General features: G+C 66.7%; 37 protein-coding genes. 31 read left to right on the top strand and 6 right to left on the bottom strand.

Annotation, left to right across the window (positions count from 1 at the left end):
• Positions 1-12 precede the first annotated feature (12 nt).
• The 4 genes from SGR02S_RS10085 to SGR02S_RS10070 all read right to left on the bottom strand — a co-directional run bounded on the left by SGR02S_RS10085 (position 13) and on the right by SGR02S_RS10070 (position 4,295).
• Positions 13-2,106 (bottom strand): TonB-dependent receptor, encoded by a 2,094-nt coding sequence (locus tag SGR02S_RS10085; RefSeq protein ID WP_156483046.1) that lies wholly within the window; start codon positions 2,104-2,106, stop codon positions 13-15.
• A gap of 134 nt (positions 2,107-2,240) precedes the next feature.
• Positions 2,241-3,083 carry a 2,3,4,5-tetrahydropyridine-2,6-dicarboxylate N-succinyltransferase gene (dapD, locus tag SGR02S_RS10080; RefSeq protein WP_067108803.1) on the bottom strand — a complete coding sequence of 281 codons (843 nt, stop codon included), beginning with the start codon at positions 3,081-3,083 and terminating at the stop codon, positions 2,241-2,243.
• Complete coding sequence (locus SGR02S_RS10075) at positions 3,080-3,769, bottom strand: pyrimidine 5'-nucleotidase (RefSeq protein WP_067108800.1); 690 nt, start codon at positions 3,767-3,769, stop codon at positions 3,080-3,082. Before SGR02S_RS10075 ends, dapD begins: the two co-directional genes overlap by 4 nt.
• 10 nt (positions 3,770-3,779) lie before the next feature.
• Positions 3,780-4,295 (bottom strand): DNA-deoxyinosine glycosylase, encoded by a 516-nt coding sequence (locus SGR02S_RS10070; RefSeq protein ID WP_067108796.1) that lies wholly within the window; start codon positions 4,293-4,295, stop codon positions 3,780-3,782.
• Positions 4,296-4,623: 328 nt separating this feature from the next.
• Here SGR02S_RS10070 and rpsL point away from each other — a divergent pair, with 328 nt between their 5' ends.
• From rpsL to SGR02S_RS09930, 28 genes are all read left to right on the top strand, one after another.
• Complete coding sequence (gene rpsL, locus SGR02S_RS10065; protein WP_067108793.1) at positions 4,624-4,995, top strand: 30S ribosomal protein S12; 372 nt, start codon at positions 4,624-4,626, stop codon at positions 4,993-4,995.
• Positions 4,996-5,155: 160 nt separating this feature from the next.
• Positions 5,156-5,626 carry a 30S ribosomal protein S7 gene (gene rpsG / locus SGR02S_RS10060; protein WP_067108789.1) on the top strand — a complete coding sequence of 157 codons (471 nt, stop codon included), beginning with the start codon at positions 5,156-5,158 and terminating at the stop codon, positions 5,624-5,626.
• A 93-nt stretch (positions 5,627-5,719) separates the two neighbouring features.
• The gene (gene fusA / locus SGR02S_RS10055) at positions 5,720-7,792 is read left to right on the top strand and encodes an elongation factor G (RefSeq protein ID WP_067108786.1); all 2,073 of its coding nucleotides are present in this window, start codon (positions 5,720-5,722) and stop codon (positions 7,790-7,792) included.
• Between the two features lie 122 nt (positions 7,793-7,914).
• Positions 7,915-9,105: an elongation factor Tu gene (tuf, locus tag SGR02S_RS10050; protein WP_067108781.1), complete on the top strand. Its 1,191-nt coding sequence runs from the start codon at positions 7,915-7,917 to the stop codon at positions 9,103-9,105.
• Positions 9,106-9,273: 168 nt separating this feature from the next.
• Positions 9,274-9,585 carry a 30S ribosomal protein S10 gene (gene rpsJ, locus SGR02S_RS10045; RefSeq protein WP_011543089.1) on the top strand — a complete coding sequence of 104 codons (312 nt, stop codon included), beginning with the start codon at positions 9,274-9,276 and terminating at the stop codon, positions 9,583-9,585.
• A gap of 304 nt (positions 9,586-9,889) precedes the next feature.
• Positions 9,890-10,648 (top strand): 50S ribosomal protein L3, encoded by a 759-nt coding sequence (rplC, locus tag SGR02S_RS10040; RefSeq protein ID WP_067108780.1) that lies wholly within the window; start codon positions 9,890-9,892, stop codon positions 10,646-10,648.
• 2 nt (positions 10,649-10,650) lie between these two features.
• On the top strand, positions 10,651-11,277 hold the full coding sequence (gene rplD, locus SGR02S_RS10035) for a 50S ribosomal protein L4 (RefSeq protein ID WP_067108779.1): 627 nt from the start codon (positions 10,651-10,653) through the stop codon (positions 11,275-11,277).
• Positions 11,270-11,578: a 50S ribosomal protein L23 gene (locus SGR02S_RS10030; RefSeq protein ID WP_067108778.1), complete on the top strand. Its 309-nt coding sequence runs from the start codon at positions 11,270-11,272 to the stop codon at positions 11,576-11,578. The genes rplD and SGR02S_RS10030 overlap by 8 nt, the downstream gene beginning before the upstream one ends.
• A 22-nt stretch (positions 11,579-11,600) precedes the next feature.
• The gene (gene rplB / locus SGR02S_RS10025) at positions 11,601-12,437 is read left to right on the top strand and encodes a 50S ribosomal protein L2 (RefSeq protein WP_067108770.1); all 837 of its coding nucleotides are present in this window, start codon (positions 11,601-11,603) and stop codon (positions 12,435-12,437) included.
• Positions 12,438-12,440: 3 nt separating this feature from the next.
• Entirely contained in the window at positions 12,441-12,716 is a 276-nt protein-coding gene (gene rpsS, locus SGR02S_RS10020) for a 30S ribosomal protein S19 (RefSeq protein ID WP_003042215.1), read from the top strand.
• Positions 12,716-13,096 (top strand): 50S ribosomal protein L22, encoded by a 381-nt coding sequence (rplV, locus tag SGR02S_RS10015; RefSeq protein ID WP_067108769.1) that lies wholly within the window; start codon positions 12,716-12,718, stop codon positions 13,094-13,096. The genes rpsS and rplV overlap by 1 nt, the downstream gene beginning before the upstream one ends.
• 1 nt (position 13,097) lies before the next feature.
• Positions 13,098-13,805 (top strand): 30S ribosomal protein S3, encoded by a 708-nt coding sequence (rpsC, locus tag SGR02S_RS10010; RefSeq protein WP_067108768.1) that lies wholly within the window; start codon positions 13,098-13,100, stop codon positions 13,803-13,805.
• Positions 13,806-13,816: 11 nt separating this feature from the next.
• Positions 13,817-14,248, top strand: coding sequence for a 50S ribosomal protein L16 (gene rplP, locus SGR02S_RS10005; protein WP_067108766.1), 432 nt, complete (start codon positions 13,817-13,819; stop codon positions 14,246-14,248).
• Between the two features lie 5 nt (positions 14,249-14,253).
• Complete coding sequence (rpmC, locus tag SGR02S_RS10000) at positions 14,254-14,460, top strand: 50S ribosomal protein L29 (protein ID WP_067108764.1); 207 nt, start codon at positions 14,254-14,256, stop codon at positions 14,458-14,460.
• Between the two features lie 10 nt (positions 14,461-14,470).
• On the top strand, positions 14,471-14,764 hold the full coding sequence (gene rpsQ / locus SGR02S_RS09995) for a 30S ribosomal protein S17 (RefSeq protein WP_067108762.1): 294 nt from the start codon (positions 14,471-14,473) through the stop codon (positions 14,762-14,764).
• A gap of 57 nt (positions 14,765-14,821) precedes the next feature.
• Entirely contained in the window at positions 14,822-15,190 is a 369-nt protein-coding gene (gene rplN, locus SGR02S_RS09990; RefSeq protein ID WP_011543078.1) for a 50S ribosomal protein L14, read from the top strand.
• A gap of 2 nt (positions 15,191-15,192) precedes the next feature.
• Positions 15,193-15,513, top strand: a complete 321-nt coding sequence (gene rplX / locus SGR02S_RS09985) for a 50S ribosomal protein L24 (RefSeq protein ID WP_067108760.1) — start codon at positions 15,193-15,195, stop codon at positions 15,511-15,513.
• On the top strand, positions 15,506-16,084 hold the full coding sequence (rplE, locus tag SGR02S_RS09980; protein WP_067108758.1) for a 50S ribosomal protein L5: 579 nt from the start codon (positions 15,506-15,508) through the stop codon (positions 16,082-16,084). The genes rplX and rplE overlap by 8 nt, the downstream gene beginning before the upstream one ends.
• Before the next feature lie 50 nt (positions 16,085-16,134).
• A complete protein-coding gene (gene rpsN, locus SGR02S_RS09975; RefSeq protein WP_067108754.1) occupies positions 16,135-16,440 on the top strand; it encodes a 30S ribosomal protein S14 in 306 nt (101 codons plus the stop codon).
• A 12-nt stretch (positions 16,441-16,452) separates the two neighbouring features.
• Positions 16,453-16,857, top strand: a complete 405-nt coding sequence (gene rpsH / locus SGR02S_RS09970; protein WP_067108750.1) for a 30S ribosomal protein S8 — start codon at positions 16,453-16,455, stop codon at positions 16,855-16,857.
• The gene (gene rplF, locus SGR02S_RS09965) at positions 16,857-17,390 is read left to right on the top strand and encodes a 50S ribosomal protein L6 (RefSeq protein ID WP_067108742.1); all 534 of its coding nucleotides are present in this window, start codon (positions 16,857-16,859) and stop codon (positions 17,388-17,390) included. The genes rpsH and rplF overlap by 1 nt, the downstream gene beginning before the upstream one ends.
• Positions 17,391-17,393: 3 nt before the next feature.
• Positions 17,394-17,747, top strand: a complete 354-nt coding sequence (gene rplR / locus SGR02S_RS09960) for a 50S ribosomal protein L18 (protein ID WP_067108739.1) — start codon at positions 17,394-17,396, stop codon at positions 17,745-17,747.
• Positions 17,748-17,749: 2 nt separating this feature from the next.
• Complete coding sequence (gene rpsE / locus SGR02S_RS09955) at positions 17,750-18,442, top strand: 30S ribosomal protein S5 (RefSeq protein WP_076073401.1); 693 nt, start codon at positions 17,750-17,752, stop codon at positions 18,440-18,442.
• A 4-nt stretch (positions 18,443-18,446) separates the two neighbouring features.
• Positions 18,447-18,632 (top strand): 50S ribosomal protein L30, encoded by a 186-nt coding sequence (gene rpmD, locus SGR02S_RS09950; protein ID WP_067108737.1) that lies wholly within the window; start codon positions 18,447-18,449, stop codon positions 18,630-18,632.
• A gap of 7 nt (positions 18,633-18,639) precedes the next feature.
• Entirely contained in the window at positions 18,640-18,846 is a 207-nt protein-coding gene (locus tag SGR02S_RS09945; RefSeq protein WP_067108734.1) for a DUF1737 domain-containing protein, read from the top strand.
• 53 nt (positions 18,847-18,899) lie between these two features.
• Positions 18,900-19,385: a 50S ribosomal protein L15 gene (gene rplO / locus SGR02S_RS09940; RefSeq protein ID WP_067108837.1), complete on the top strand. Its 486-nt coding sequence runs from the start codon at positions 18,900-18,902 to the stop codon at positions 19,383-19,385.
• A gap of 229 nt (positions 19,386-19,614) precedes the next feature.
• Positions 19,615-20,988: a preprotein translocase subunit SecY gene (secY, locus tag SGR02S_RS09935; protein ID WP_067108732.1), complete on the top strand. Its 1,374-nt coding sequence runs from the start codon at positions 19,615-19,617 to the stop codon at positions 20,986-20,988.
• A gap of 50 nt (positions 20,989-21,038) precedes the next feature.
• Positions 21,039-21,692: an adenylate kinase gene (locus tag SGR02S_RS09930; RefSeq protein WP_067108722.1), complete on the top strand. Its 654-nt coding sequence runs from the start codon at positions 21,039-21,041 to the stop codon at positions 21,690-21,692.
• A 202-nt stretch (positions 21,693-21,894) separates the two neighbouring features.
• On the opposite strand, the gene SGR02S_RS09925 is transcribed toward SGR02S_RS09930, so the two are convergent.
• The gene (locus SGR02S_RS09925; protein WP_067108718.1) at positions 21,895-22,215 is read right to left on the bottom strand and encodes a cupredoxin domain-containing protein; all 321 of its coding nucleotides are present in this window, start codon (positions 22,213-22,215) and stop codon (positions 21,895-21,897) included.
• Positions 22,212-22,739, bottom strand: coding sequence for a DUF4142 domain-containing protein (locus SGR02S_RS09920; protein WP_067108715.1), 528 nt, complete (start codon positions 22,737-22,739; stop codon positions 22,212-22,214). The genes SGR02S_RS09925 and SGR02S_RS09920 overlap by 4 nt, the downstream gene beginning before the upstream one ends.
• Before the next feature lie 148 nt (positions 22,740-22,887).
• Between SGR02S_RS09920 and folE the strand changes: the two genes are divergently transcribed.
• The 3 genes from folE to SGR02S_RS09905 all read left to right on the top strand — a co-directional run bounded on the left by folE (position 22,888) and on the right by SGR02S_RS09905 (position 24,974).
• On the top strand, positions 22,888-23,514 hold the full coding sequence (gene folE, locus SGR02S_RS09915; protein WP_156483047.1) for a GTP cyclohydrolase I FolE: 627 nt from the start codon (positions 22,888-22,890) through the stop codon (positions 23,512-23,514).
• Positions 23,511-24,197, top strand: coding sequence for an RNA polymerase sigma factor (locus SGR02S_RS09910; protein WP_067108709.1), 687 nt, complete (start codon positions 23,511-23,513; stop codon positions 24,195-24,197). Before folE ends, SGR02S_RS09910 begins: the two co-directional genes overlap by 4 nt.
• A gap of 108 nt (positions 24,198-24,305) precedes the next feature.
• Positions 24,306-24,974, top strand: a complete 669-nt coding sequence (locus SGR02S_RS09905) for a hypothetical protein (protein WP_067108706.1) — start codon at positions 24,306-24,308, stop codon at positions 24,972-24,974.
• Positions 24,975-25,135 lie beyond the last annotated feature (161 nt).

The following is a 25,135-nucleotide window of genomic DNA, read 5'->3' as shown; positions in this document are numbered from 1 at the left end:
GAACGGGACGGATCATATCTGGCCCGTCACGGTGAGCTGGAAATAGCGGCCATAGGCGCGGCGCCGGCTTTCGCCGAAGGCGACGGGGCCGTCGCGCCGGCCGACGAAGACGGTGCGGTCGTAGCCGTCCTTCTGCTCCGCGAGATTGCGGTAGGACAGCTTGACGGTGAAGCCCGCGACATTCTTGTGCTCGACGAAGGCGGTGACGAACGGGCCGGCGGTATATTCGCGCCGGATCGTGTCGAGCCGGAATCCGGGGCTGAGGCGCTCGTCCGAATAGCCGCCGCCCCAGGCGAAATCGGTTCCCGGCACATCGTGGCGCAGGCTGAGGTCGGCGATATAATCCTGCCCGAAGCTCTGCTCGCGCCACGCGCCGGTCAGCGGGTCGCGCACGCGGTTGCGCCGCCAGGTGACGTCGGCGTTGATCCGCGCGCCGCGCCACCCCAGCGGATCGAGCAGCAGCGTCCCCTTGGTCGTGATGCGATAGAGATGCGCGGGCGGCAGGTTGCCCCGCCCCTCCTCGGTCGGCGACAGCGGGATCTGGTCGACCAGATCCTGCGCATAGGCATAGGCGAGAGCGATCGACGCATGGCCCCAGCGGCCCATGTCCTGCACCACTTCCAGCTCGGTGCGGTTGACGATGGGCGGGACGAGTTCGCCGTTGCCCGTGTTCCCCTGATTGTTCGCGACATCGACCGAACTGGCGAAATCGAAGAAATCGAGCTGGTCGACGCGGCGCTGGAGCAGCCAGTTGATCGTCGTCGCCGGCCCGACCTTCCACGCGAGCGCGAACTTGCCCTTCGGCCGGACGAAGCGCCGCGTCAGCCCGCCCGGCCCCGACGAGGTCAGTTCGCTATATTCGGCGGCGAGGTTGAGCTGCGCGGTCAGGTTGGGCGCCAGCGCCCGGCCCCAGGTCAGCGACGCTTCGGCGCGTCTTTCCTCGACCTCGGTCCGCTCGCCGCCGAAGGCGACGGGAAGGAAGCCGCCGTCGGCCTGGAGCAGCGCATATTCGGCATCGACGTCGAGCGTGTTGTAGGCGCCTTCGAGCGCGACCTGCCAGTCGGTGCCGCCGGCGGTGCGCCAGCCATATTCGCCGCGCAGGATCGATTCGCCTTCGTCGGCGGTCTGGCTGAAGCGTTCGCCGCTGCGCCCGCCCACCGCGCGATCGACGATGAAGGTATCGACGAAGGGGCTGTGCTCGAACCGGTAGAGGGCGATCAGCTTGAGCCGTCCGCCGGCGAGACCGAGTTCGTAATCGCCGCCGATGTCGTAGTTATATTCGTCCTCGGTCACGGTGAACAGCTCGTCGACCCGGCCGATGCCCGGCTGGACCGATTCGCCGCGGGTGCGGTTGTCGATCCGCTGCAATTGCCCGCCGACGCTGGCGTTCCACTTGTTGCCGTTCGCCGTCGTGCGCGTCAGCGCCGCCGACAGGCGCGGCGGATCGTTATAATAGCTGGCATGCTCGTCGCGCACGAAGCGCAGGGCGCCGGCGCCGTCGAACACGCGCTCCGGCCCCCAATGCCCCTGCCGCGTCGCCTCGTTCTTCAGGCTCAGCGTCACGCCGGTGCCGCCGATCCGCCCGGTGGTCGAAATCTCGCCGTTCAGCCAGTTGTTCGCGAGCCGCGACCGCCATTCGGGTTGCCAGCGCAGCGTCGTCTTGAAGCCGCCGCCGCCTTGGCGGCCGGCGACGAGGACGACATTGGCGACCTGTCCGGTCAGCCCCGGCACGTTCAGGCTGGCGCCGTCGACGATGTCGATATGCGCGACGTCGCTGGCGGCGATGCGCGCCAGCGCGGTGCGCGCGTCGGTCGCCTTGCTGGCGATCCGCTCGCCGTCGATCAGCACATTCTCGGTCGCCTGCCCCAGCCCGCGCTCGCCACCGTTGGTGCCGGTGACGATCAGGAAGCCGGGAACCTTCTCGACCATGTCGAGCGCGGTGCGCGGCGCGAACCGGGCGAGATCGCCGGGCGTGTAGCGCTGCGCGCCCGCGACGGGCGTGGCGATCGGCGGCGGGTCGTCGCCCGTCACCTCCTGCGCGGCGGCGGGCAGGGCGGACAACGACGCCGTCACGGCGATCGAAGAGATGCGAATCCAGGCTGGCACTTTTCCTCCCCCGTCGCAGCCCTCGACGAGGAGGTCGCGCGCTTCATGCGAATAGTTCGCAATAGGGAGGGTGCACGCGCTTGTCTACCAACGCCCGTCGGGCGTCGACGGGCGGCGGGCGGAGGGTCGCGGCGTCAGTCGCGCAGCAGCTCGTTGATGGCGGTCTTGGCGCGCGTCTGCGCATCGACACGCTTGACGATCACCGCGCAATAGAGCGACGGACCCGGGCTGCCGTCGGGAAGCGGCTTGCCGGGCAGCGAGCCGGGGACGACCACCGCATAGGCGGGCACCTCGCCGACGAAAACCTCGCCCGTCGCGCGGTCGACGATCTTGGTCGATGCGCCGAGGTAGACGCCCATCGACAGCACCGCGCCCTCGCGCACGATCACCCCTTCGGCAACCTCGGCGCGGGCGCCGATGAAGGCGCCGTCCTCGATCACCACCGGGCCGGCCTGCAGCGGTTCGAGCACGCCGCCGATCCCGGCGCCGCCCGACAGGTGGACGCCCGCGCCGATCTGCGCGCAGCTTCCCACCGTCGCCCAGGTGTCGACCATCGTCCCTTCGCCGACGCGCGCGCCGATGTTGACGAAGCTGGGCATCAGCACCGCGCCCTTGCCGATATGCGCGCCGTGGCGGACGATCGCGCCCGGCACCGCGCGGAAGCCCGCGTCGCGGAAGCGGTTGTCGCCCCAGCCGGCGAATTTCGACGGCACCTTGTCCCACCAGGTCGCGCCGCCGGGGCCGCCCTCGATCAGCGCCATGTCATTGAGACGAAAGGAGAGCAGCACCGCCTTCTTCAGCCACTGGTTGACCTGCCATGTTCCGGCATCGTCGCGCTCGGCGACGCGCAGGCTGCCGTCGTCGAGCCCGCCGAGCGCCGCTTCGACCGCGTCGCGCACCGGCCCCCGCGTCGTCACGCCCACCGTGTCGCGCGCATCCCAAGCGGCCTCGATCGTCTTCTGCAGGTCGGTCGTCATGAAAATCCCCAAGATTGCGGCAAGCTGTCGAGCCAGTCGGCGATGTCGGTGACGTGGAAATCGACATGCTCCGGCCGGTGGTCGCGATGGCCGCTTTCGCTGCCGTTGTCCAGCCACACGGTGGTCATTCCCAGCGCCTTCGCCGGGGTCAGGTTGCGCGTCATGTCCTCGACGAACAGGCTGGTCGCCGGGTCGACGCCGAGATGGCCGATCATCGCCGTATAGGCGGCGGTGTCGGGCTTGGGCGCATAGCCGGTGACGCGGATGTCGCAGATGCCGTCGAACAGGTCGGCGATCCCGCGCGCGTCGAGCACGCGCGCGGCATAGTCGGCATCGGCATTGGTGAACACCAGCCGCCGGCCCGGCAGCCGCGCCAGCCCGGCGCGCAGCCGCGCGTCGGGGCCGATGCGGTCGAGCGCGATGGCGTGGACGTCGGTCAGGAAATCCTCGGGATCGACACCGTGATGGCGCATCAGCCCCGCCATCGTCGTGCCGTGATCGTGGAAATAAAGCTTCTGCACCCGCCGCGCCTCCGCGGCGTCGCAGCCCAGCAGCCGCATGATGAAGGCGCCCATGCGCGCGTCGATCAGGTCGAACAGCTTCGCCGACGGCGGGTAGAGCGTGTTGTCGAGATCGAAGATCCAGCTGTCGATATGGTCGACGGGCGGAGGAGGGGGCGGGGCCATGGCGCGGCGCTTAGGGCTTCGGGGCGGCGGCGGCAAGCGCGGCGCGGAGCGCCCGCCAGCGCGCGAGCTTCGCGTCGAAGGCGATGGTGTGGGCGGCGCTGCTCGACGGCAGGTCGATCAGCGTCACGCCGGGCAGCGGCGGCAGTTGCCGCCGTCCGATCGCCGCGGCCTTGCCGCCGTTGAATCCGATCATGCGCAGGTCGGGCAGCGTCGCCACCAGCGCGGCGAGATCGTGCGGCCGTGCCTCGCGGATGTCGCCGTCGCTGCTGGTCCGCCGCTCGGCGCTGTGGATCGCGTCCCACAGGCCGATGTGCGCGGCGCGCAGCGCGGCGAGCCGCTGATCATAGGGCAGCAGCGCGAGCGGCCGGTCGATCACCGCGCCGAGCAGGCGCCAGAACTGGTTGGTCGGATGCGCATAATATTGCCGCTCGGCCAGCGAGCGCGCGCCGGGTAGGCTGCCGAGGATCAGCAGCCGCGCGTCGGCGGCGACGTGCGGGGCAAAGCTGGCGTGGCGCGTCGCGGTCATGCGCCGGGGCTATCGGCGGAATGGCGCGCCGACAAGCCGGCAGCGGCGCGATCGGCGCAAGACGGTTCTTCTTGACCGGCAGGGGAATCGCCGCTAGGGGCGCCCGGTTCGAAAACGGCGGATGTCCGTCCTTTCGAGTCACAACAGCGCTTGAACATTGCTGGCGCGGATGGAGCCTCCGGAAGATCGCAGCGATCCGCCGGGGTCTTTTGCTGTTATCAGGTCGGCCTTTCTCACGACGGGACGAAGCTTCATCCACCGCGGTAGAGTAACCGTTCGCTCCCCCCCCTGAAACGGAAGGATGCGGACACGAAAAGGTGAAGCATTCATGCCCACGATCAACCAGCTGGTCCGCAAGGGCCGGACGCCGCAGAAGGCGAAGTCCAAGGTCCCGGCGATGGAAGCGAACCCGCAGAAGCGCGGCGTTTGCACCCGTGTCTATACGACGACCCCGAAGAAGCCGAACTCGGCGCTCCGCAAGGTGGCCAAGGTTCGCCTGACCAACCAGCGCGAGGTCATCTCCTACATCCCCGGCGAAGGCCACAACCTGCAGGAACACAGCGTCGTGCTGATCCGCGGCGGCCGTGTGCGCGACCTTCCCGGCGTGCGCTATCACGTCCTGCGCGGCGTGCTCGACACCCAGGGGGTGAAGGACCGCAAGCAGAGCCGTTCGAAGTACGGCGCGAAGCGGCCGAAGTGACCCGTCCGGGGGACGGGTCATCCTGGAAAAATCGCCATCAGCGATTTTATCCGGGATCCAGACCCCGACCCCGATCGCAAGGTTTGGTTTAAACTCGCTCCTGGATTCCGGCTTTCGCCGGAAAACAGTTTGAAGCGAAAGATCGTAAAAGGAATATCCCATGGCTCGTCGTCGCCGTCCCGAACGTCGCGAAATCCTGCCCGATCCCCGTTTCGGGGATGTCGTGCTGTCCAAGTTCATGAACAGCGTCATGCTCGACGGCAAGAAGTCCGTCGCCGAACGCATCGTCTATGGCGCGCTCGAATCGGTCGAAGCCCGCGCGAAGAAGGAACCGCTCGGCGTGTTCCACGAAGCGCTCGCCAACATCCGTCCGAGCATCGAGGTCCGCAGCCGCCGCGTCGGCGGTGCGACCTACCAGGTCCCCGTCGAGGTCCGCCCCGACCGCGCGCAGGCGCTGGCGATCCGCTGGCTGATCACCGCGGCGCGCAACCGCAGCGAGACGACGATGGCCGCGCGCCTGTCGGGCGAGCTGCTCGACGCGTCGAACAATCGCGGCAACGCGGTGAAGAAGCGCGAGGACACGCACCGCATGGCCGAGGCCAACCGCGCCTTCAGCCACTACCGCTGGTAAGCGCGCGGACGCATCGCGCGTCTCGCAATCGTAACACATCTTCCTATATCGGGGGCGGCCCCAAAGCCTCCCCCAAAACCCAAGGAAAAGACCATGGCCCGCAGCCATCCGCTCGAACGCTATCGCAATTTCGGTATCATGGCGCACATCGACGCCGGCAAGACCACGACGACCGAGCGCATCCTCTATTACACCGGCAAGAACTACAAGATCGGCGAAACCCACGAGGGTAGCGCGACGATGGACTGGATGGAGCAGGAGCAGGAGCGTGGCATCACGATCACCTCCGCCGCGACCACCTGTTTCTGGCGCGACCATCGGCTGAACATCATCGACACCCCCGGCCACGTCGACTTCACCATCGAGGTCGAGCGCAGCCTGCGCGTCCTCGACGGCGCGGTCGCCGCGTTCGACGGCGTTGCCGGCGTCGAGCCGCAGTCGGAAACCGTGTGGCGCCAGGCCGAGAAATACGGCGTGCCGCGCATGTGCTACATCAACAAGCTCGACCGGACCGGCGCGAACTTCTATTATTGCGTCCAGACGATCATCGACCGCCTCGGCGCGGTTCCGGCGCCGCTCTACCTGCCGATCGGCGCGGAGAGCGACTTCATCGGCCTCGTCGACCTCGTCGAAGAGCGCGGCATCGTCTGGAAGGACGAGAGCCTGGGCGCCGAGTTCGAATATATCGAGATTCCCGACGACCTGAAGGACAAGGCCGCCGAATATCGCGAAAAGCTGATCGAACTGGCCGTCGAACAGGACGATGCGGCGATGGAAGCCTATCTCGAGGGCACGCTTCCCGACGTCGCCACGCTGAAGGCGCTGATCCGCAAGGGCACGCTGGCGCAGGCGTTCGTCCCCGTGCTGTGCGGCTCGTCGTTCAAGAACAAGGGCGTGCAGGCGCTGCTCGACGCGGTCGTCGACTATCTGCCGAGCCCGCTCGACATTCCCGACGTCCAGGGCATCAACCCGGCGAACGACGAACCCGATACGCGCGAGACGTCGGATTCGGCGCCGCTGTCGCTGCTCGCGTTCAAGATCATGAACGATCCGTTCGTCGGCTCGCTGACCTTCGCCCGCATCTATTCGGGCACGCTGAGCAAGGGCACCTACCTGAACTCGGTCAAGGACAAGAAGGAAAAGATCGGCCGCATGCTGCTGATGCATGCGAACAGCCGCGAGGACATCGACGAAGCCTATGCGGGCGACATCGTCGCGCTCGCCGGCCTCAAGGAAACCACGACGGGCGACACGATCTGCGCCTCGAACGCGCCGATCATCCTCGAGCGCATGGAATTCCCCGAGCCGGTGATCGAGCTGTCGGTCGAACCCAAGACCAAGGCCGACCAGGAGAAGATGGGCGTCGCGCTTAATCGTCTGGCCGCCGAGGACCCGAGCTTCCGCGTGTCGACCGACCATGAATCGGGCCAGACGATCATCAAGGGCATGGGCGAGCTTCACCTCGACATCCTCGTCGATCGCATGCGTCGCGAGTTCAAGGTCGAAGCGCATGTCGGCGCGCCGCAGGTGGCGTACCGCGAATCGCTCGCGAAGCCGGTCGAGGTCGACTACACCCACAAGAAGCAGTCGGGCGGATCGGGCCAGTTCGGCCGCGTCAAGGTGCAGGTCACCCCGGGCGAGCGCGGCAGCGGCGTCACCTTCACCGACGAGATCAAGGGCGGCAACATTCCGCGCGAATATATCCCGGCGGTCGAGAAGGGCTTCCGCGAATCGGCGGAGAACGGCCACATGATCGGCTTCCCGATCATCGATTTCGACATCAAGCTGATCGACGGCGCCTATCACGACGTCGACTCGTCGGCGCTGGCGTTCGAGATCGCCGGCCGCGCGGCGATGCGCGAGGTGGCGGCGAAGGCCGGCATCAAGCTGCTCGAACCGGTGATGAAGGTCGAGGTGGTGACGCCCGAGGAATTCATGGGCGACGTGATCGGCGACCTCAACAGCCGTCGCGGGCAGATCCAGGGCACCGACACCCGCGGCAACGCGCAGGTGGTCGAGGCGATGGTGCCGCTCGCCAACATGTTCGGCTACGTCAACCAGCTCCGCAGCTTCACCCAGGGTCGTGCCCAGTACACGATGCAATTCTCTCACTATGAGGAAGTGCCGACGAACGTCGCCGAGGAAGTGAAGGCGAAGATGGCCTGACCGGCCGCCGGGCCGTGCGGGGGTTGCCTCGCACGGCAAGACCTACTAAGGGCGGCGCCTGATTCAGGCAGGCTCGTCCGGGACTGATCAACTCAACACGCGAACAAGAAGGTTCAAGAAACATGGCCAAGGCTAAATTTGAGCGGACGAAGCCGCACTGCAACATCGGCACCATCGGTCACGTCGACCATGGCAAGACCTCGCTGACCGCGGCGATCTCGAAGGTTCTTTCGGAACGTGGCGGCGGCGCTGCGGTCGATTTCGCCAACATCGACAAGGCGCCCGAAGAGCGCGAGCGCGGTATCACCATCTCGACCTCGCACATCGAGTATGAGACCGATGCGCGCCACTATGCGCACGTCGACTGCCCGGGCCACGCCGACTATGTGAAGAACATGATCACCGGCGCCGCGCAGATGGACGGCGCGATCCTCGTCGTGTCGGCCGCCGACGGCCCGATGCCGCAGACTAAGGAGCACATCCTGCTCGCCAAGCAGGTCGGCGTTCCGACCATGGTCGTCTTCCTGAACAAGGTCGACCAGGTCGACGATCCCGAACTGCTCGAGCTGGTCGAGCTCGAAATCCGCGAAGAGCTTTCGAAGCGCGACTTCGACGGCGACAATATTCCGATCATCGCGGGTTCGGCGCTCGCCGCCCTCGAAGGCCGCGACGACAACATCGGCAAGGAAGCCGTCCTGAAGCTGATGGAAGCCGTCGACAGCTGGATCCCGCAGCCGGAACGTCCGGTCGACCAGCCCTTCCTGATGCCGATCGAAGACGTGTTCTCGATCTCGGGCCGCGGCACCGTCGTCACGGGCCGTGTCGAGACCGGCATCGTCAAGGTCGGCGAGGAAGTCGAGATCGTCGGCATCAAGGACACCAAGAAGACGACCGTCACCGGCGTCGAGATGTTCCGCAAGCTGCTCGACCAGGGCGAAGCCGGCGACAACATCGGTGCGCTGATCCGCGGCGTCGGCCGTGACGAGGTGGAGCGCGGCCAGGTCCTCGCGAAGCCCGGCTCGATCACCCCGCACACCGAGTTCACCTCGGAAGTCTATGTGCTGTCGAAGGACGAAGGCGGCCGTCACACGCCGTTCTTCGCCAACTATCGCCCGCAGTTCTACTTCCGCACCACCGACGTCACCGGCGAGGTCATCCTCCCCGAGGGCACCGAGATGGTGATGCCGGGCGACAACGTCCAGCTGTCGGTCAAGCTCATCGCTCCGATCGCCATGGACCAGGGCCTGCGCTTCGCGATCCGCGAAGGCGGTCGCACGGTCGGCGCAGGGGTTGTGGCGTCGATCACAAAGTAATATAGGGCCGCGAGCCGCGCGATTCGGACGAGTCGCGCGGCTCGTAGCTTACAGGTTTTTGATGGCCTCTCCGGTCTCTCCCAAGGGGACTCGGAACAGGCCGTTTCGGCTCTTTCGCCCAAGTTTTTGCTCTTTCGCATCGTCAGACGGGATTCGACTGGAACAGTCATGGAAACGCAGAATATTCGCATTCGCCTGAAGGCCTTTGATCACCGCGTGCTCGATCAGGCCACCACCGACATCGCCGACACGGCGCGTCGGACGGGCGCCCTCATTCGCGGTCCCATCCCGCTGCCGACGCGTATCGAGAAGTTCACCGTGAACCGCGGCCCGCACATCGACAAGAAGTCGCGCGAGCAGTTCGAGGTGCGCACCCACAAGCGGCTGCTCGACATCGTGCAGCCCACCCCGCAGACGGTCGACGCGCTGATGAAGCTCGACCTCGCCGCGGGCGTGAACGTCGAAATCAAGCTGGCCTAAGCCAGCGCAGCCCCGGACTCGATCCGGGGTCTCTATCGGCCGGGCGCCACGGCGCCGGCACACGTCCGGAGCGATCCGGGCGGACGATAGGGTGGATACCGCCGGTCGCTTCCATCGGAAGCATCCAGACCGGGCTGCGTCCCCCGTCTCGCCGCACCACCCCACCGGGGCAGGCGGCACCTCAGCCCGGACGGGGCGACGCATCGAAATTTCGGGCTGGGAGGGTTTCCGTCGGGGCGTGTCCCGATGGGGTCCCGCAAGCCGCGCGGAATGGTCCGCCCGGCCTCTGTTAGGAGTATGGATCATGCGGACTGGCGTGATCGCGAAGAAAATGGGGATGACCCGCCTGTTTCAGGACGACGGCCGCCACGTGCCGGTCACCGTCCTGAGCCTCGAAGGCTGCCAGGTCGTCTCCGTGCGCGATAAGGAACGCGACGGCTATGTGGCCGTTCAATTGGGTGCCGGGTCGGCGAAGGCGAAGAACGTCGCCAAGCCGCAGCGCGGCGCCTATGGCAAGGCCGAGGTCGAGCCCAAGGCGAAGCTCGTCGAATTCCGCGTCGCCGACGACGCGACGCTCGACGTCGGCGCCGAGCTGTCGGCCGACCATTTCGTCGCCGGCCAGATCGTCGACATCCAGGGCGTCACGCAGGGCAAGGGCTTTGCCGGCGCGATGAAGCGCTGGGGCTTCGGCGGCATGCGCGCCAGCCACGGCGTCTCGATCAGCCACCGTGCCCATGGTTCGACCGGCAACCGCCAGGATCCGGGCCGCGTCTTCAAGAACAAGAAGATGGCCGGCCACATGGGCGCGCGCAACCGCACCCAGCAGAATCTGGAAATCGTCCGCACCGACGCCGAGCGCGGCCTTCTCTTCGTCAAGGGCTCGGTCCCGGGCTCGAAGGGCGGCTGGCTGCTCGTCCGCGATGCGGTGAAGCTGCCGCGCCACCCCGAGGCCCCCTATCCGGCGGGCGTCAAGAGCGCGGCGAACAGCAACAATGCCCCGGCTGAAACCCCTGCGGACGCAGCGGTCGAAGCGCCCGCGGCCGACGGCGCACAGGAGTCCTGATCATGAAGGTCAAGGTTCAGACCCTCGATGGCAAGGCTGGCGCCGACATCGACCTCAACGACGACGTCTTCGGCGTCGATGCGCGTGCGGACATCCTGCACCGCGTCGTCGCTTGGCAGCTCGAGAAGCGCCGCGGCCCCGCCCGCGCCGCCCGCGAGCGCAGCGAAGTCGCCCGCACCGGCAAGAAGTTCGGTCGCCAGAAGGGCGGCGGCACCGCGCGTCACGGCGATCGCAAGGCGCCGATCTTCATCGGCGGCGGCAAGGCGCACGGCCCGCGGGCCCGCACCTTCGGCCATTCGCTGAACAAGAAGATCCGCACCCTCGGCCTGAAGATGGCGCTCAGCGACAAGGCGAAGGGCGGCAAGCTCGTCGTCCTCGACACGCTCGAGCTCAAGGATGCCAAGACCAAGGCGCTCGCCGGCAAGCTCGGCAAGCTGGAGCTTGGCGGCCGCGCGCTCTTCATCGACGGCGACGCCGTGCATGAGAGCTTCGTTCAGGCTTCGGCCAACATCGTCGGCGTCGATGCGCTGCCGGCGATCGGGGCCAATGTCTATGACATCATCCGTGCCGACACGCTGGTCCTGACCCGCGCGGCGGTCGAAAAGCTGGAGGCCCGCTGCAATGGCTAAGGCAAAGACCATCGATGCGCGTCACTATGACGTGATCCTGTCGCCGGTGATCACCGAGAAGTCGACGCTGCTCAGCGAGAACGACGCCGTCGTCTTCCGCGTCGCCAATGACGCGACCAAGCCGGCGATCAAGGCCGCCGTCGAGGCGCTGTTCGATGTCAAGGTGCTCAGCGTCAACACGCTGGTTACCAAGGGCAAGACCAAGCGCTGGAAGGGCAAGCCCTACACCCGCAGCGACGTGAAGAAGGCCGTCGTCCGCCTGGCCGAAGGCCAGTCGATCGACGTCACCTCGGGCGTCTGAGCGTCAGGGGAAGGCAAAGAAAATGGCACTCAAGCATTATAATCCGACCAGCCCCGCGCAGCGCGGCCTGATCCTCGTCGACAAGTCGTCGCTGTGGAAGGGCAAGCCCGTCAAGGCGCTGACCGAAGGCAAGCGCAAGACCGGCGGCCGCAACAACAAGGGCCACGTCACCTCGCGCGGCATCGCCGGCGGCCACAAGCAGAAGTACCGCTTCATCGACTTCAAGCGTCGCAAGTGGGACATGCCGGCAACCGTCGAGCGGCTCGAATATGACCCGAACCGCACCGCCTTCATCGCGCTGGTGAAGTATCAGGACGGCACGCTCGCCTATATCCTGGCGCCGCAGCGCCTGGCCGTCGGCGACGCCATCGTCGCGGGCAAGAAGACCGACGTGAAGCCGGGCAATGCGATGGAATTGTCGCAGATGCCGGTCGGCACGATCGTCCACAACATCGAGATGAAGCCGGGCAAGGGCGGCCAGATCGCCCGCTCGGCCGGCACCTATGCGCAGGTCGTCGGCCGCGATCGCGGTCTCGTCATCGTGCGTCTCGGCTCGGGCGAACAGCGCTACATCCGCGGCGAGTGCATGGGCACCGTCGGCGCGGTGTCGAACCCCGACAACGGCAACCAGAACCTCGCCAAGGCAGGTCGCGGCCGCTGGCTCGGCAAGCGCCCGCTGACCCGCGGCGTCGCGAAGAACCCGGTCGACCACCCGCACGGCGGCGGCGAAGGCCGCACCTCGGGTGGCCGCCACCCGGTCACCCCGTGGGGCAAGCCGACCAAGGGCGCCCGCACCCGCCACAACAAGTCGACCGACAAGATGATCATCCGGTCGCGTCACGCGAAGAAGAAGAGGTAAGCCATGGCACGCTCGGTCTGGAAGGGTCCGTTCGTCGACCTTCATCTCCTCAAGAAAGCCGAAGCGGCCCAGGACGGCGGCAGCTCTGCCCCGATCAAGACCTGGTCGCGTCGCTCCACCATCCTGCCGCAGTTCGTCGGGCTGACCTTCAACGTCTACAACGGCCGCAAGTTCGTGCCGGTGTCGGTCAATGAAGACATGGTCGGCATGAAGCTGGGTGAATTTGCGCCGACGCGCTTCTTCCCCGGCCACGCGGCCGACAAGAAGGGCAAACGCTAATGGGCAAGGAAAAGTCCCCCCGCCGCGTTGCGGACAATGAGGCGCTGTCGGTCGGCACGCAGATTCGCGGCTCGGCGCAGAAGCTGAACCTCGTCGCCGCGCTGATCCGCGGCCGCCGCGTCGAAGACGCGATGAACATCCTCGCTTTCTCGAAGCGGGCGATGGCGGTCGACGTGCGCAAGGTTCTCGCCAGCGCCGTCGCCAATGCCGAGAACAACCACAACCTCGACGTCGACGCGCTCGTCGTCAAGGAAGCGAGCGTCGGCAAGGCGTTCACGATGAAGCGCTGGCATGCGCGCGGCCGCGGCAAGTCGACCCGGATCGAAAAGCCGTTCAGCCGCATCCGCATCGTCGTCCGCGAACAGGAAGAAGAGGCGTAAGATGGGCCAGAAGAGCAATCCGATCGGCCTGCGCCTGCAGGTCAACCGCACCTGGGACAGCCGCTGGTTCGCCGAAGGGCAGGACTATGGCCGCATGCTGGTCGAGGATCTGAAGATCCGCAAGTTCATCTTCAAGTCGCTGCCGCAGGCCGCGATCTCGAAGGTGGTGATCGAGCGTCCCGCGAAGCTGTGCCGCGTGTCGATCTATGCCGCCCGTCCGGGCGTCATCATCGGCAAGAAGGGCGCCGACATCGAGAAGCTGCGCAAGAAGCTGGGCGAGATGACGGGCAGCGACGTGTCGCTGAACATCGTCGAGATCCGCAAGCCCGAGGTCGACGCCAAGCTCGTCGCGCAGGGCATCGCCGACCAGCTCGAACGCCGTGTCGCCTTCCGCCGCGCGATGAAGCGCGCGGTGCAGTCGGCGATGCGCCTCGGCGCCGAGGGTATCCGCATCAACTGCGCCGGCCGTCTGGGCGGCGCCGAGATCGCGCGCACCGAATGGTATCGCGAGGGCCGCGTGCCGCTGCACACGCTGCGCGCCAACGTCGACTATGCCGAGGCCGAAGCCCACACCGCCTATGGCGTGTGCGGGATCAAGGTCTGGATCTTCAAGGGCGAGATTCTCGGCCACGACCCGATGGCGACCGACCGGCTGATGCTCGACGCGCAGACGTCGGGCGTTCGCCCGGCGCGCGATGAACGCCGCTAAGGACTGCTGACATGCTGCAACCGAAGAAAACCAAGTTCCGCAAGGCCTTCAAGGGCCGCATCCACGGCCTCGCCAAGGGCGGCACGACGCTGAACTTCGGCTCCTATGGCCTGAAGGCGATGGAGCCGGAGCGCATCACCGCCCGCCAGATCGAAGCGGCGCGCCGCGCGATCAGCCGTGCGATCAAGCGCCAGGGCCGCCTGTGGATCCGCGTCTTCCCCGACCTTCCCGTGTCGTCGAAGCCCGCCGAAGTCCGCATGGGCAAGGGCAAGGGCGCGCCCGAATATTGGGCCGCGCGCGTGAAGCCGGGCCGCATCCTGTTCGAACTCGACGGCGTCCCCGGCCCGGTGGCCGCGCTGGCGTTCGAGCGCGCGGCGATGAAGCTGCCGATCAAGACCAAGGTCGTCGCCCGCCTCGGCGACACCTCGCACCTGGAGGGCTGAGGGCCATGGCCAAGAGTGAAGACGTGACCAAGAAGACCGACGACCAGCTCTCCGAAGAGCTGGGCGAGCTGAAGCGCGAGGCGTTCAACCTGCGTTTCCAGGCCGCCACCGGCCAGCTCGAAAAGGCCTCGCGGGTCAAGGACGTGCGGCGCACCATCGCCCGCATCAAGACCGAGCAGACCGCGCGCGTCCGCGCGGCTGCCGCGAAGTAAGGAGACTGTCATGCCGAAGCGCATTCTGACCGGCACGGTGGTGTCCGACAAGGGCGACAAGACCGTCGTGGTGAAGGTGGAGCGGAAGGTCAAGCACCCGCTCTACGGCAAGATCATCCGCCGCTCGAAGAAGTATCACGCCCACGATGAGGACAACAGCTTCAAGGCTGGCGAAACCGTCCGCATCGAGGAAACGAAGCCGATTTCGAAGCTGAAGACCTGGAAGGTGCTCGACAAGGTCGAGACCCCCACCAAGGCGAAGGCGGCCCCCGCTCCGGCCCCCGCGGCCGAAGTCGAGGCGTAAAAGTTTCACGGAACCGCCGGGACGGCCCGGTAGGCCAAGGAAGAAGGAAATGCATCGATGATCCAGATGCAGTCACAATTGGAAGTCGCCGACAACAGCGGCGCGAAGCGCGTCCAGTGCATCAAGGTGCTGGGCGGGTCGAAGCGTCGCACCGCCGGCGTCGGCGACGTGATCGTCGTGTCGATCAAGGAAGCGCAGCCGCGCGGCAAGGTGAAGAAGGGTGACGTGCATCGCGCCGTCATCGTCCGCACTGCCAAGGACGTGCGCCGCGCCGACGGATCGGTGATCCGTTTCGATAGCAACGCCGCCGTGCTCGTCAACAAGAACGAGGAGCCGATCGGCACCCGTATCTTCGGCCCCGTCGTCCGCGAACTGCGCGGCCGCGGCTATATGAAGATCATCAGCCTGGCGCCGGAGGTGCTTTGACCATGTCGATGGCCAAGATCAAGAAGGGCGACACGGTCGTCGTCCTGTCCGGCAAGGACAAGGGCAAGACCGGTGAAGTGACGCAGAGCCTGCCGAAGGACGGCAAGGTCGTCGTCGCGGGCGTCAACGTCATCACCCGCCACCGCAAGCCGAGCCAGGCGAACCCGCAGGGCGGCCTCGAACGCAAGGAAGCGCCGCTGCACGTCAGCAAGGTCGCGATCGCCGACCCCAAGTCGGGCAAGCCGACGCGCGTCCGCTTCGAAACCAAGGACGGCAAGAAGGTCCGCGTGGCCGTGAAGTCCGGGGAGACCATCAATGGCTGACAAATACACCCCGCGCATGAAGTCGCTCTATGACGACAACATCGTCAAGGCGATGATCGACAAGTTCGGTTACAAGAATGCGATGGAAGTGCCGAAGATCGAGAAGATCACGCTCAACATGGGCGTGGGCGACGCGGTCCAGGACAAGAAGAAGGTCGATACCGCCGCTTCGGAAATGGAGCTGATCGCGGGGCAGAAGCCCGTGATCACCAAGGCGAAGAAGTCGATCGCCGGCTTCAAGCTGCGCGAAGGCATGCCGATCGGCTGCAAGGTGACGCTGCGCCGCGAGCGGATGTACGAATTCCTCGACCGGCTGATCACCATCGCGATGCCGCGCATCCGCGACTTTCGCGGCGTGTCGGCGAAGAGCTTCGACGGCCGTGGCAATTATGCCATGGGCCTGAAAGAGCAGATCATCTTCCCCGAGATCAACTATGACCGCATCGATTCGGTGCGCGGCATGGACGTGATCGTGACCACCACCGCCCGCACGGACGACGAAGCCCGCGAACTGCTCCGGCTGTTCGGCTTCCCCTTCCCGATCGAGGCCAAGGAAAAGGAAGCCGCCTGATCCCGCGGGATCAGGCCGTGCTCTCTCAATAAGGAAAGAGAACTTAAGTCATGGCGAAACTGAGTTCGGTGAACAAGAACGAGCGTCGCAAGCGTCTGGTGAAGAAATATGCCGGCCGCTACGCGAAGCTGAAGGCCATCGCGGCCGACACCTCGCTCGACGATGGCGAGCGCCTGATCGCGCGCCTGAAGATGGCGGAGATTCCGCGCAACGGCAACCCGACCCGCATCCGCAACCGGTGCGAGCTGACCGGCCGTCCGCGCGCCTATTATCGCAAATTCCGGCTGTGCCGCGTTCAGCTGCGCGATCTGGCCAACAAGGGCCTGATCCCCGGCGTTGTGAAGTCGAGCTGGTAAGGAACACGCAAGATGGCAATGACCGATCCTTTGGGTGATATGCTCACCCGCATCCGCAACGGCCAGCAGGCGAAGAAGGACAGCGTCCTGACTCCCGCCTCGACGCTGCGTGTCCGCGTTCTCGACGTGCTGAAGCGCGAAGGCTATATCCGTGGCTACAGCGAGGAAGCGCTGGGCGCGAAGGGCCAGCACAAGGGCCTGCGCATCGAGCTGAAATATTTCGAGGGCCAGCCCGCGATCCGCCATGTGGCGCGCGTTTCCAAGCCCGGCCGCCGCGTCTATTCGGGCTCGAAAGAGCTACCGATCGTGCGCAACGGCCTGGGCATCACCATCGTGTCGACCCCGCGCGGCGTCCTGTCGGATGCCGAGGCGCGCGAGCATAATGTCGGCGGCGAAGTGCTGGCGGAGGTATTCTGATGTCTCGCATCGGTAAAAGGGCAGTCGAGATTCCCAGCGGCGTCACCGCCGCGATCGATGGCGGCACGCTGTCGGTCAAGGGTCCCAAGGGCACGCTGGCGATGCCGCTGTCCGACATCATCAAATATGAGGTCGGCGAAGGCAGCATTTCGGTGCAGCCGGCGAACGACAGCCGCGAAGCGCGGGCCTTCTGGGGCATGCAGCGCACGCTGGTCCAGAATCTGGTCACGGGCGTGACCGAGGGCTTCACCAAGGTTCTCGAGATCACCGGCGTCGGCTATCGCGCCAATGCGCAGGGCAAGAATCTGAAGCTGAACCTCGGCTACAGCCACGATGTCGACTATGCGGTGCCCGAGGGCATCGAGATCAAGACGCCGGACAACACGACGATCGAGATCAGCGGCATCGACAAGCAGAAGGTCGGCCAGGTCGCGGCGGAGATCCGTCGCTGGCGCAAGCCCGAACCCTACAAGGGCAAGGGCATCAAGTATCGCGGCGAGTACATCTTCCGCAAAGAAGGCAAGAAGAAGTAAGCCATGGCACATCTCACCCCTTTCCAAAAACGCCGCCAGCGCGTCCGTACCGCGCTCCGTCTGCGCGCCGCCGGGCGTCCCCGCCTGTCGGTGCACCGTTCGGGCCGCCATATCTATGCGCAGCTCATCGATGACGCCGCCGGCAAGACGCTGGCCGCGGCCTCGACGCTCGACAAGGATCTGCGCGGCAAGACCGGCGCGACCGCGGAGGCCGCTGCCGAGGTGGGCAAGCGCCTTGCCGACGCCGCCAAGAAGGCGGGCGTGACGCAGGTCGTGTTCGACCGTGGCGGCTTCCTGTTCCACGGGCGCATCAAGGCGCTGGCCGACGCGGCGCGCGAAGGCGGATTGGAGTTCTAAGCATGGCTGACGAAGTACAGAACGTCGAAGGCGCGGTCGAAACGACCGAAAACACCGGCGCTCCCCGCCGTGGCCGTGGCGGCCGCGACGGCGGTCGCGGGGGTCGTGACGGTGGCCGTGGCCGCCGCGACGATCGCCGTCCGCGCGACGAGGACGGCGGCGAGGAGCTGATCGAGAAGCTCGTCCACATCAACCGCGTGTCGAAGACGGTGAAGGGCGGCAAGCGCTTCGGTTTCGCCGCGCTCGTCGTCGTCGGCGACGGCAAGGGCCGCGCCGGTTTCGGCCATGGCAAGGCGCGCGAAGTGCCCGAGGCGATCTCGAAGGCGACTGCTGCCGCGAAGAAGGCGATGATCCGCGTTCCGCTGCGCGACGGCCGCACGCTGCACCATGACGGCCGCGGCCATTTCGGCGCGGGCAAGGTCACGGTGCGCTCGGCCCCCGCGGGGACCGGCATCATCGCCGGCGGCCCGATGCGCGCCGTGTTCGAATCGCTGGGCGTCGCCGACGTGGTGACCAAGTCGGTCGGCACCTCGAACCCCTATAACATGATCCGCGCGACCTTCGAGGCGCTGGGCGAACAGACCAGCCCCAAGTCGGTGGCGCAGCGTCGCGGCAAGAAGGTTTCGGACCTGATCAAGCGGGGCGGCGCGGCCGACCGCGTGGCCGAGGCCGAAGCCGCGGCGGTGACGGAGTAAGACGATGGCCGACAAGACGATCAAGATCCGCCAGATCGGCTCGCCGATCCGCCGGCCCAAGGACCAGCGCAAGATCCTGACCGGCCTCGGGCTGGGCAAGATGAACCGCGAGGTCGAGCTGGTCGACACCCCGGAAGTGCGCGGCATGATCCGCAAGCTTCCGCACATGGTGGAAATCATCGAGGGCTGACGCACCGATGAAGCTCTATCGCCTGTTGACCGGACCCGACGACAGCGCCTTCTGCGCGCGCGTCGAGGGTCTGCTCAACCGGGGATGGCAGCTTCACGGCAGCCCGTCGATCACCCAGGTCGATGGCCGCGGCTACGTCGCCCAGGCCATCGTGATGGAGAAGGCCGGGCCCTATCCCGGCTTTAAGCCGTCGAGTGAAATCGAACCGGACTAGCCCCCGAGGGGACGGTCCATAGCGCGAACACAGCGAAAGCGAGTGCAATGACTATCAAGCTCAACGATCTTCGTGACAACAATGGCGCCCGCAAGGGCCGGATGCGCGTCGGACGCGGCATCGGCTCGGGCAAGGGCAAGACCGGCGGCCGCGGCCAGAAGGGCCAGAAGAGCCGCAGCGGCGTCTCGATCAACGGCTTCGAGGGCGGCCAGATGCCGCTCCACATGCGGATTCCGAAGCGCGGGTTCAACAATATCTTCGCGAAGGACTTCGCGATCGTGAACCTGGGGCAGGTCCAGAAGCTGGTCGATGCCAAGAAGCTCGACCCGAAGAAGACCGTCGACCATGCCGCGCTGAAGGCCGCGGGCGTCGCGCGCGGCGGCAAGGACGGCGTCCGCCTCCTCGCCAAGGGCGAACTGACCGCCAAGCTGAGCTTCGCGGTCGCCGGTGCGTCGAAGGGCGCGGTCGCCGCGGTCGAGAAGGCCGGCGGCAAGGTCGAACTGCCCGCCGCCGCCGCCGAGGAAGCGAAGGCGGAGTAAGGGATTGCGAGGGGGCGGTTCGGATCCGGACCGCCCCCTCGCCATTTAGAGACGATAGATTCGCGTTCGTGTCGAGCGAAGTCGAGACACCCGTCGATGCGAACGGATAGATGGGGCGCTGTGAAGATCGCACCCCCAAATGGGCCTTTCCCCTTGCGCTTCGGCCTGAGCGAACGCACATAGGCGCCCGGGTCGCGGGGGGCGCGGTCCGCCACTGAGGAAAGATAGCATGGCCTCTCGCGCCGACCAGTTTGCTGCCAACCTGAACTTCTCGAAGTTCGGCCAGGCGACGGAGCTCAAGAACCGCATCTGGTTCACGATCGGTGCGCTGGTCGTCTTTCGCTTCCTGTCCTATGTTCCGCTGCCGGGCGTCGACCCGGTCGCGCTGTCGCAACTGTACAGCCAGGCGGCGTCGGGCGGCGTGCTCGACCTGTTCAACACCTTCTCGGGCGGCAGCCTCGAGCGCATGAGCATCATCGCGCTCGGCGTCATGCCCTATATCACCGCCTCGATCGTCGTGCAGCTGGCCGCGGCGCTGTCGCCGACGCTCGCCGCGCTCAAGAAAGAGGGCGAGAGCGGGCGCACCAAGCTCAACCAGTATACGCGCTACGGCACGGTCGGGCTGACCGCGATTCAGGGCTATTTCGTCGCGGTGGGGCTCGAGACGCTGGGCGCCAGCCAAGGCGTCGGCGCCGTGGTCGATCCCGGCATGCTGTTTCGCATCGGCGCCGTCATCAGCATCGTTGGCGGCACGCTGTTCCTGATGTGGCTGGGCGAGCAGATCACCAGCCGCGGCATCGGCAACGGCGTCTCGCTGATCATCATGGCGGGCATTCTGGCCCAGCTGCCGCGCAGCTTCAGCCAGATGTTCACGCAGGTCCGCGAAGGTTCGATGGGCGGCGGCACCGTCCTGCTCGTCTTCGTCGGCGGCGCGGCGATCATCGCCTTCATCAGCTTCATGGAACTCGCGCAGCGCCGCGTCCTCGTCCAGTATCCGAAGCGCGCGACCCAGCGCGGGGTGATGCAGGCCGACCGCAGCCACCTGCCGCTCAAGGTCAACACCGCGGGCGTGATCCCGCCGATCTTCGCCTCGTCGCTGCTGCTGATGCCGCTGACCATCACCCAGATGCTCGGCAACCGCGTGTCGGGCGAATCGGTGTGGGGCGATTTCCTGATCACGCTCAACCAGTATCTGGCGGTCGGGCAGCCGCTCTACATGGGCCTCTATGGCGCGAGCATCATCTTCTTCTGCTTCTTCTATGTCGCGGTCGTCTTCAACCCCGAGGAAACCGCCGACAATCTGAAGCGGCAGAACGGCTTCATCCCCGGCATCCGCCCGGGCAAGAACACCGCCGCCTATCTCGATTTCGTGCTGACGCGCATCACGGTGATCGGCGCGACCTATCTGGCGCTGATCTGCCTCATTCCCGAATATTTCATCGCCAACGCCGGCCTGCCCGTCCACCTCGGCGGCACCAGCCTGCTGATCGTCGTCAACGTGACCATCGACACGATCACCCAGATGCAGAGCCACATGCTGGCGCATCAATATGGCGACCTGATCAAGAAGGCCAAACTGAAAGGCGGCATTGCACGCCGCTGAGGCGTCGGTTACGGCCACCGCGACGGATCAGGGAACAAAGAGGGGCTTTCATGACGCGCAACATCATCTTGCTCGGCCCGCCGGGAGCGGGGAAGGGGACGCAGGCCTCGCGGCTCGAGCAGGAGCATGGCATGATCCAGCTCTCGACCGGCGACATGCTGCGCGCCGCGGTCAAGGCGGGCACGCCGACCGGCCAGCAGGCGAAGGCGGTGATGGACGCGGGCGGGCTGGTGTCGGACGAGATCGTTTCGGGCCTGATCGGCGAAAGGCTCGACGAACTGGGCGGCGACACGTCGGTCATCTTCGACGGCTATCCGCGCACCGCGGCGCAGGCGACCGCGCTCGACGAAATCCTGGCGGCGCGCGGCCGCAAGCTCGACCATGTCATCGAACTGGTTGTCGACGAGGATGCGCTTGTCGACCGCATCACCGGGCGTTTCTCCTGCGCGCAGTGCGGCGAAGGCTATCACGACCGCCACAAGCAGCCGAAGGTCGCGGAAACCTGCGACGTCTGCGGCAGCCACGAGTTCAAGCGGCGCCCCGACGACAATGAGGAGACGGTGCGCACGCGCATGGCCGAATATCGCGCCAAGACCGCGCCGATCCTGCCGATCTACGAAGCGCGCGGTATCGTCAGCAAGGTCGACGGCATGGCGCCGATCGAAACGGTGAACGGCGCGATCGAGGCGATCCTCGGCGGCTAGACTCTGATGACTTTGGATTGACCCGCTTCGTCATTGCAATCCCGGACCTGATCCGGGGGAAGCAATCCAGATCGGTTACCGCACGCTCTGGATTGCCGCGCGGCTCCGCCGCTCGCAATGACGAGCCCATTCGATGTCATCACGGTCTGGAACCGGCCCATCCGGTCCTGCGGCTCGTCCGGTGGTTCGGACCTGAAAGCCGTTAGCGCCCGACGGTCAGCGCCCCCGTCATGCCCGGATGATAGATGCAATAGAAGCGGACGGCGCCCGGCCGCCTGAGCAGCGTGCTGCCGCTCTTTCCCGCCGGCAGATCGACATTGAAGCTGCCGTCGCGTGCGGTGGCGGTGTGCCGGAACAGGTCCTTGTTGATCCACAGGATCGTGTCGCCGACCCGTACCCCCGGCGGCACGGGACCGAATTTCATCTTGTCGATCACGACCTGATGCACGCGCGGCGCGGGCGCCGCGCCGTCGAGCAGCGGCGCGGCGGCGAGCGCGAGGGAGCAGAGGAGCGCGCGCCTCACCGGAGGCTCGCGGCCAGATGTTCGGCGTGCTTCTGATGCTCCCCGAACAGCGTCAGCCCGGTTTCGAGCAGCGATTTCAGCTCGCCGTTGCTGGCGGATGGAATCAGCAGGTCGCGCAGCGCGCCGTTGACCGTCGCATGATAGGCGACCTCGTTCGCGACATAGGCGCGGTCGAAGGCGGCGCCGTCGAGCTTCGCCAGCTCGTCGTGCTTCTGCGCCGCCTGCGCGGTCAGCGCGGCGCTCGTCGCATTGGCCTCCGGCGTCACGCCGAGCCGCCCGACCAGCGCCAGCGCCTGCTCGTTCACCGCGCCATGGTCGCGCACCATCTCTTCGGCGAACGCCCGCACCGCCGGATTCTTCGATTTGACGAGCGCCTGCTTGCCGGCGTCGATGTCGATCTGCCCCGCCGTGTAGGCGATGTGGGCGATCTGCGCGTCGCCGGGCTTTGCCGCGTCGTGCGACCAGGCCGTGCCGCCGACGGCGAGCGCCGCCGCGGCGCCGATCCGCAGGAATGTCTTGAGCATCGTGCTTCTCCTTGTTCGAATGCGGCCATTGGATGGCGCCGCCGCGAGAAGGTTCCCGGGAACCTGTCGCGCGGCGCGGCATCCAATGGGCGTCACGAGGCTGGAGGCGCGAATGGAGATGTACGATCCGGATCCCGAACCGGTCGCGATGGCGGCGGACGAATCCCCGTGCGGGACGCAGGCGTCGCCGTCGCGGGCCGCGGTGGAAGCGGCGGTCCGCACCCTGATCGCCGCGGCGGGCGACGATCCCGCGCGCGAGGGGCTGGCCGATACGCCGGCGCGGGTGGCGCGTGCCTATCGCGAATGGTTCGCCGGCTATCGGGTCGATCCGCATCGCCTGCTGGACCGCAGCTTCGGCGATGCGGCGGGCTATGACGAAACCGTCCTGCTGCGCTCGATTCCGCTCGTTTCGACCTGCGAGCATCATCTGGCGCCGATCGTCGGGGTCGCGCACGTCGCCTATCGCCCGCGAGGCCGGGTGGTCGGCATCTCCAAGCTGTCGCGGCTCGTCGATGCCTATGCGCGGCGGCTGCAGTTGCAGGAACGGCTGACGCGGCAGATCGCCGGGGCGATCGACGAGGCCTTGCAACCGCGCGGGGTTGCGGTGATCATAGAGGCCACGCACGGCTGCATGACGACGCGCGGGGTGCGGCAGCACGGCGTGTCGCTGGTCACCAAATGCTGGCTCGGCGAATTCGGCGCCGACGCCGCGCTTCGCCGCGAACTGCTCGCGTCGTTGCCGTGTCGGGGCAATGGTGGGAGGATGGACGGATGACGGTGCAGACCCGGACCGATCCCGGCATTCTGTCCGACGTCGAACTGGCGGCGCGGATCGCCGCGCGTGACCGCGATGCGGTGCGGATCGTGACCGAGCGCAACAACCAGCGGCTGTTCCGCGTTGCCTGGAGCGTGCTCAAGGAACGCGCCGAGGCAGAGGATGTCGTGCAGAGCACCTATATGCGCGGCTTCGCGGCGATCGGCAGCTTCGCGGGCCGCTCGTCGCTGTCGACCTGGCTGACGCGGATCGCGATCAACGAGGCGCTGGGCCGCGCCCGGGCGCGCGAGCGCCGGCGAAAGCGGCTCGATGCGACATCGGTCGTCGACCTCAACGATTATCGGGATCATCTGATGCGCGGATCGATGCAGGGCAGCAAGCCGGACGCCGAACTGGCGCAGGGCCAGATACGCGAGATGCTGGAGGCGGCGATCGCGCAGCTTCCGCCCGAATTCCGCACCACCTTCGTCCTGCGCGAGATCGAAGGCGTGTCGGTCGAGGATGCGGCGGCGCTGCTCGGCATCTCGCCGGCGACGGTCAAGACGCGCTGCCTGCGGGCGCGGCGGCGGCTCCAGCAACTGCTGTCGCCCGAACTTCGCCTCGCGCTCAGCGGCAGCTTTCCCTTCGCCGGCGCCGACTGCCATGCGCTGACCGCGCGTGTCGTGGCGCAATGGTGCGGTTGAATCGGGCGCCGCTTCGACTCGGGTGATTTCCTCCGCGCGGAAAAGCCATTATGTCCGCACGGTATCGCCGCCGATCGGGCGCGGCGCCGGGGCTGGGGGGAATGGGACATGAAGCACAGAAGCTGTTTCGCCGGGGCGTTGTTCGCCGCGGCGGTCGTTGCCGCGCCGGCGCACGCCAAGGTGATCGACCAGGGCGATGCCGGCTTCACCGTCGCGCACACGGCGCAGGTCGCGGCGAGCCCCGACGATGTGTGGGCGATGCTTCGCATGCCCCAGAAATGGTGGTCGAAGGAGCATAGCTGGTCGGGCGACGCCGCCAATTTCTGGCTCGATTCGCAGGCCGGCGGCTGTTTCTGCGAAAAGCTGCCCGACGCGGGGTCGGGGATGGGCAGCGTCCAGCATGCGCGCATCCTGTTCGCGAAGCCCAACCAGCTGCTGCGCCTGTCGGGCGCGCTGGGTCCGTTGCAGGGCGAGGCGCTGACCGGCACGCTGACGATCCAGATCAAGGAGATGCCGACGGGCAGCGCGATCCGCTTCGACTATGTCGTCGGCGGCTATATGCGCTTCAAGATCGCCGACATTGCGCCCACGGTCGATGCGGTGATCGGCGAACAGCTCGCCGGGCTGGCGAACGCCCTCGGCGGCGCGCTGGCGGTCGAGCGCGGGAACGACAGGGACGACGAGGCGAAGCCGGACGCCGAAGATGGGGAATCGGCGCGCGGGCCGGGACTCGATGCCGCGGTTGCCGATCTCGTCAGGGAGGCGCCGAAGGATTAGGCCGAATGGCGGGTTTGATTTTCGCTGGATCGATTCGCGCAGAGGCGCTGAGATCGCAGAGAAGAAGGGGAGTTCAGGGGGCGTGGCCGACCGGCCCCTTGATCCGCTGGCTTAAGGCGTGTGGGGATTCATCTTGCGACTGTCCTTTATCGTGTGTTCCC

This window comes from Sphingopyxis granuli NBRC 100800 (assembly GCF_001591045.1).
Classification (GTDB): Bacteria; Pseudomonadota; Alphaproteobacteria; order Sphingomonadales; family Sphingomonadaceae; genus Sphingopyxis; species Sphingopyxis granuli.
This window is presented reverse-complemented; position numbering and strand designations above follow the sequence as displayed.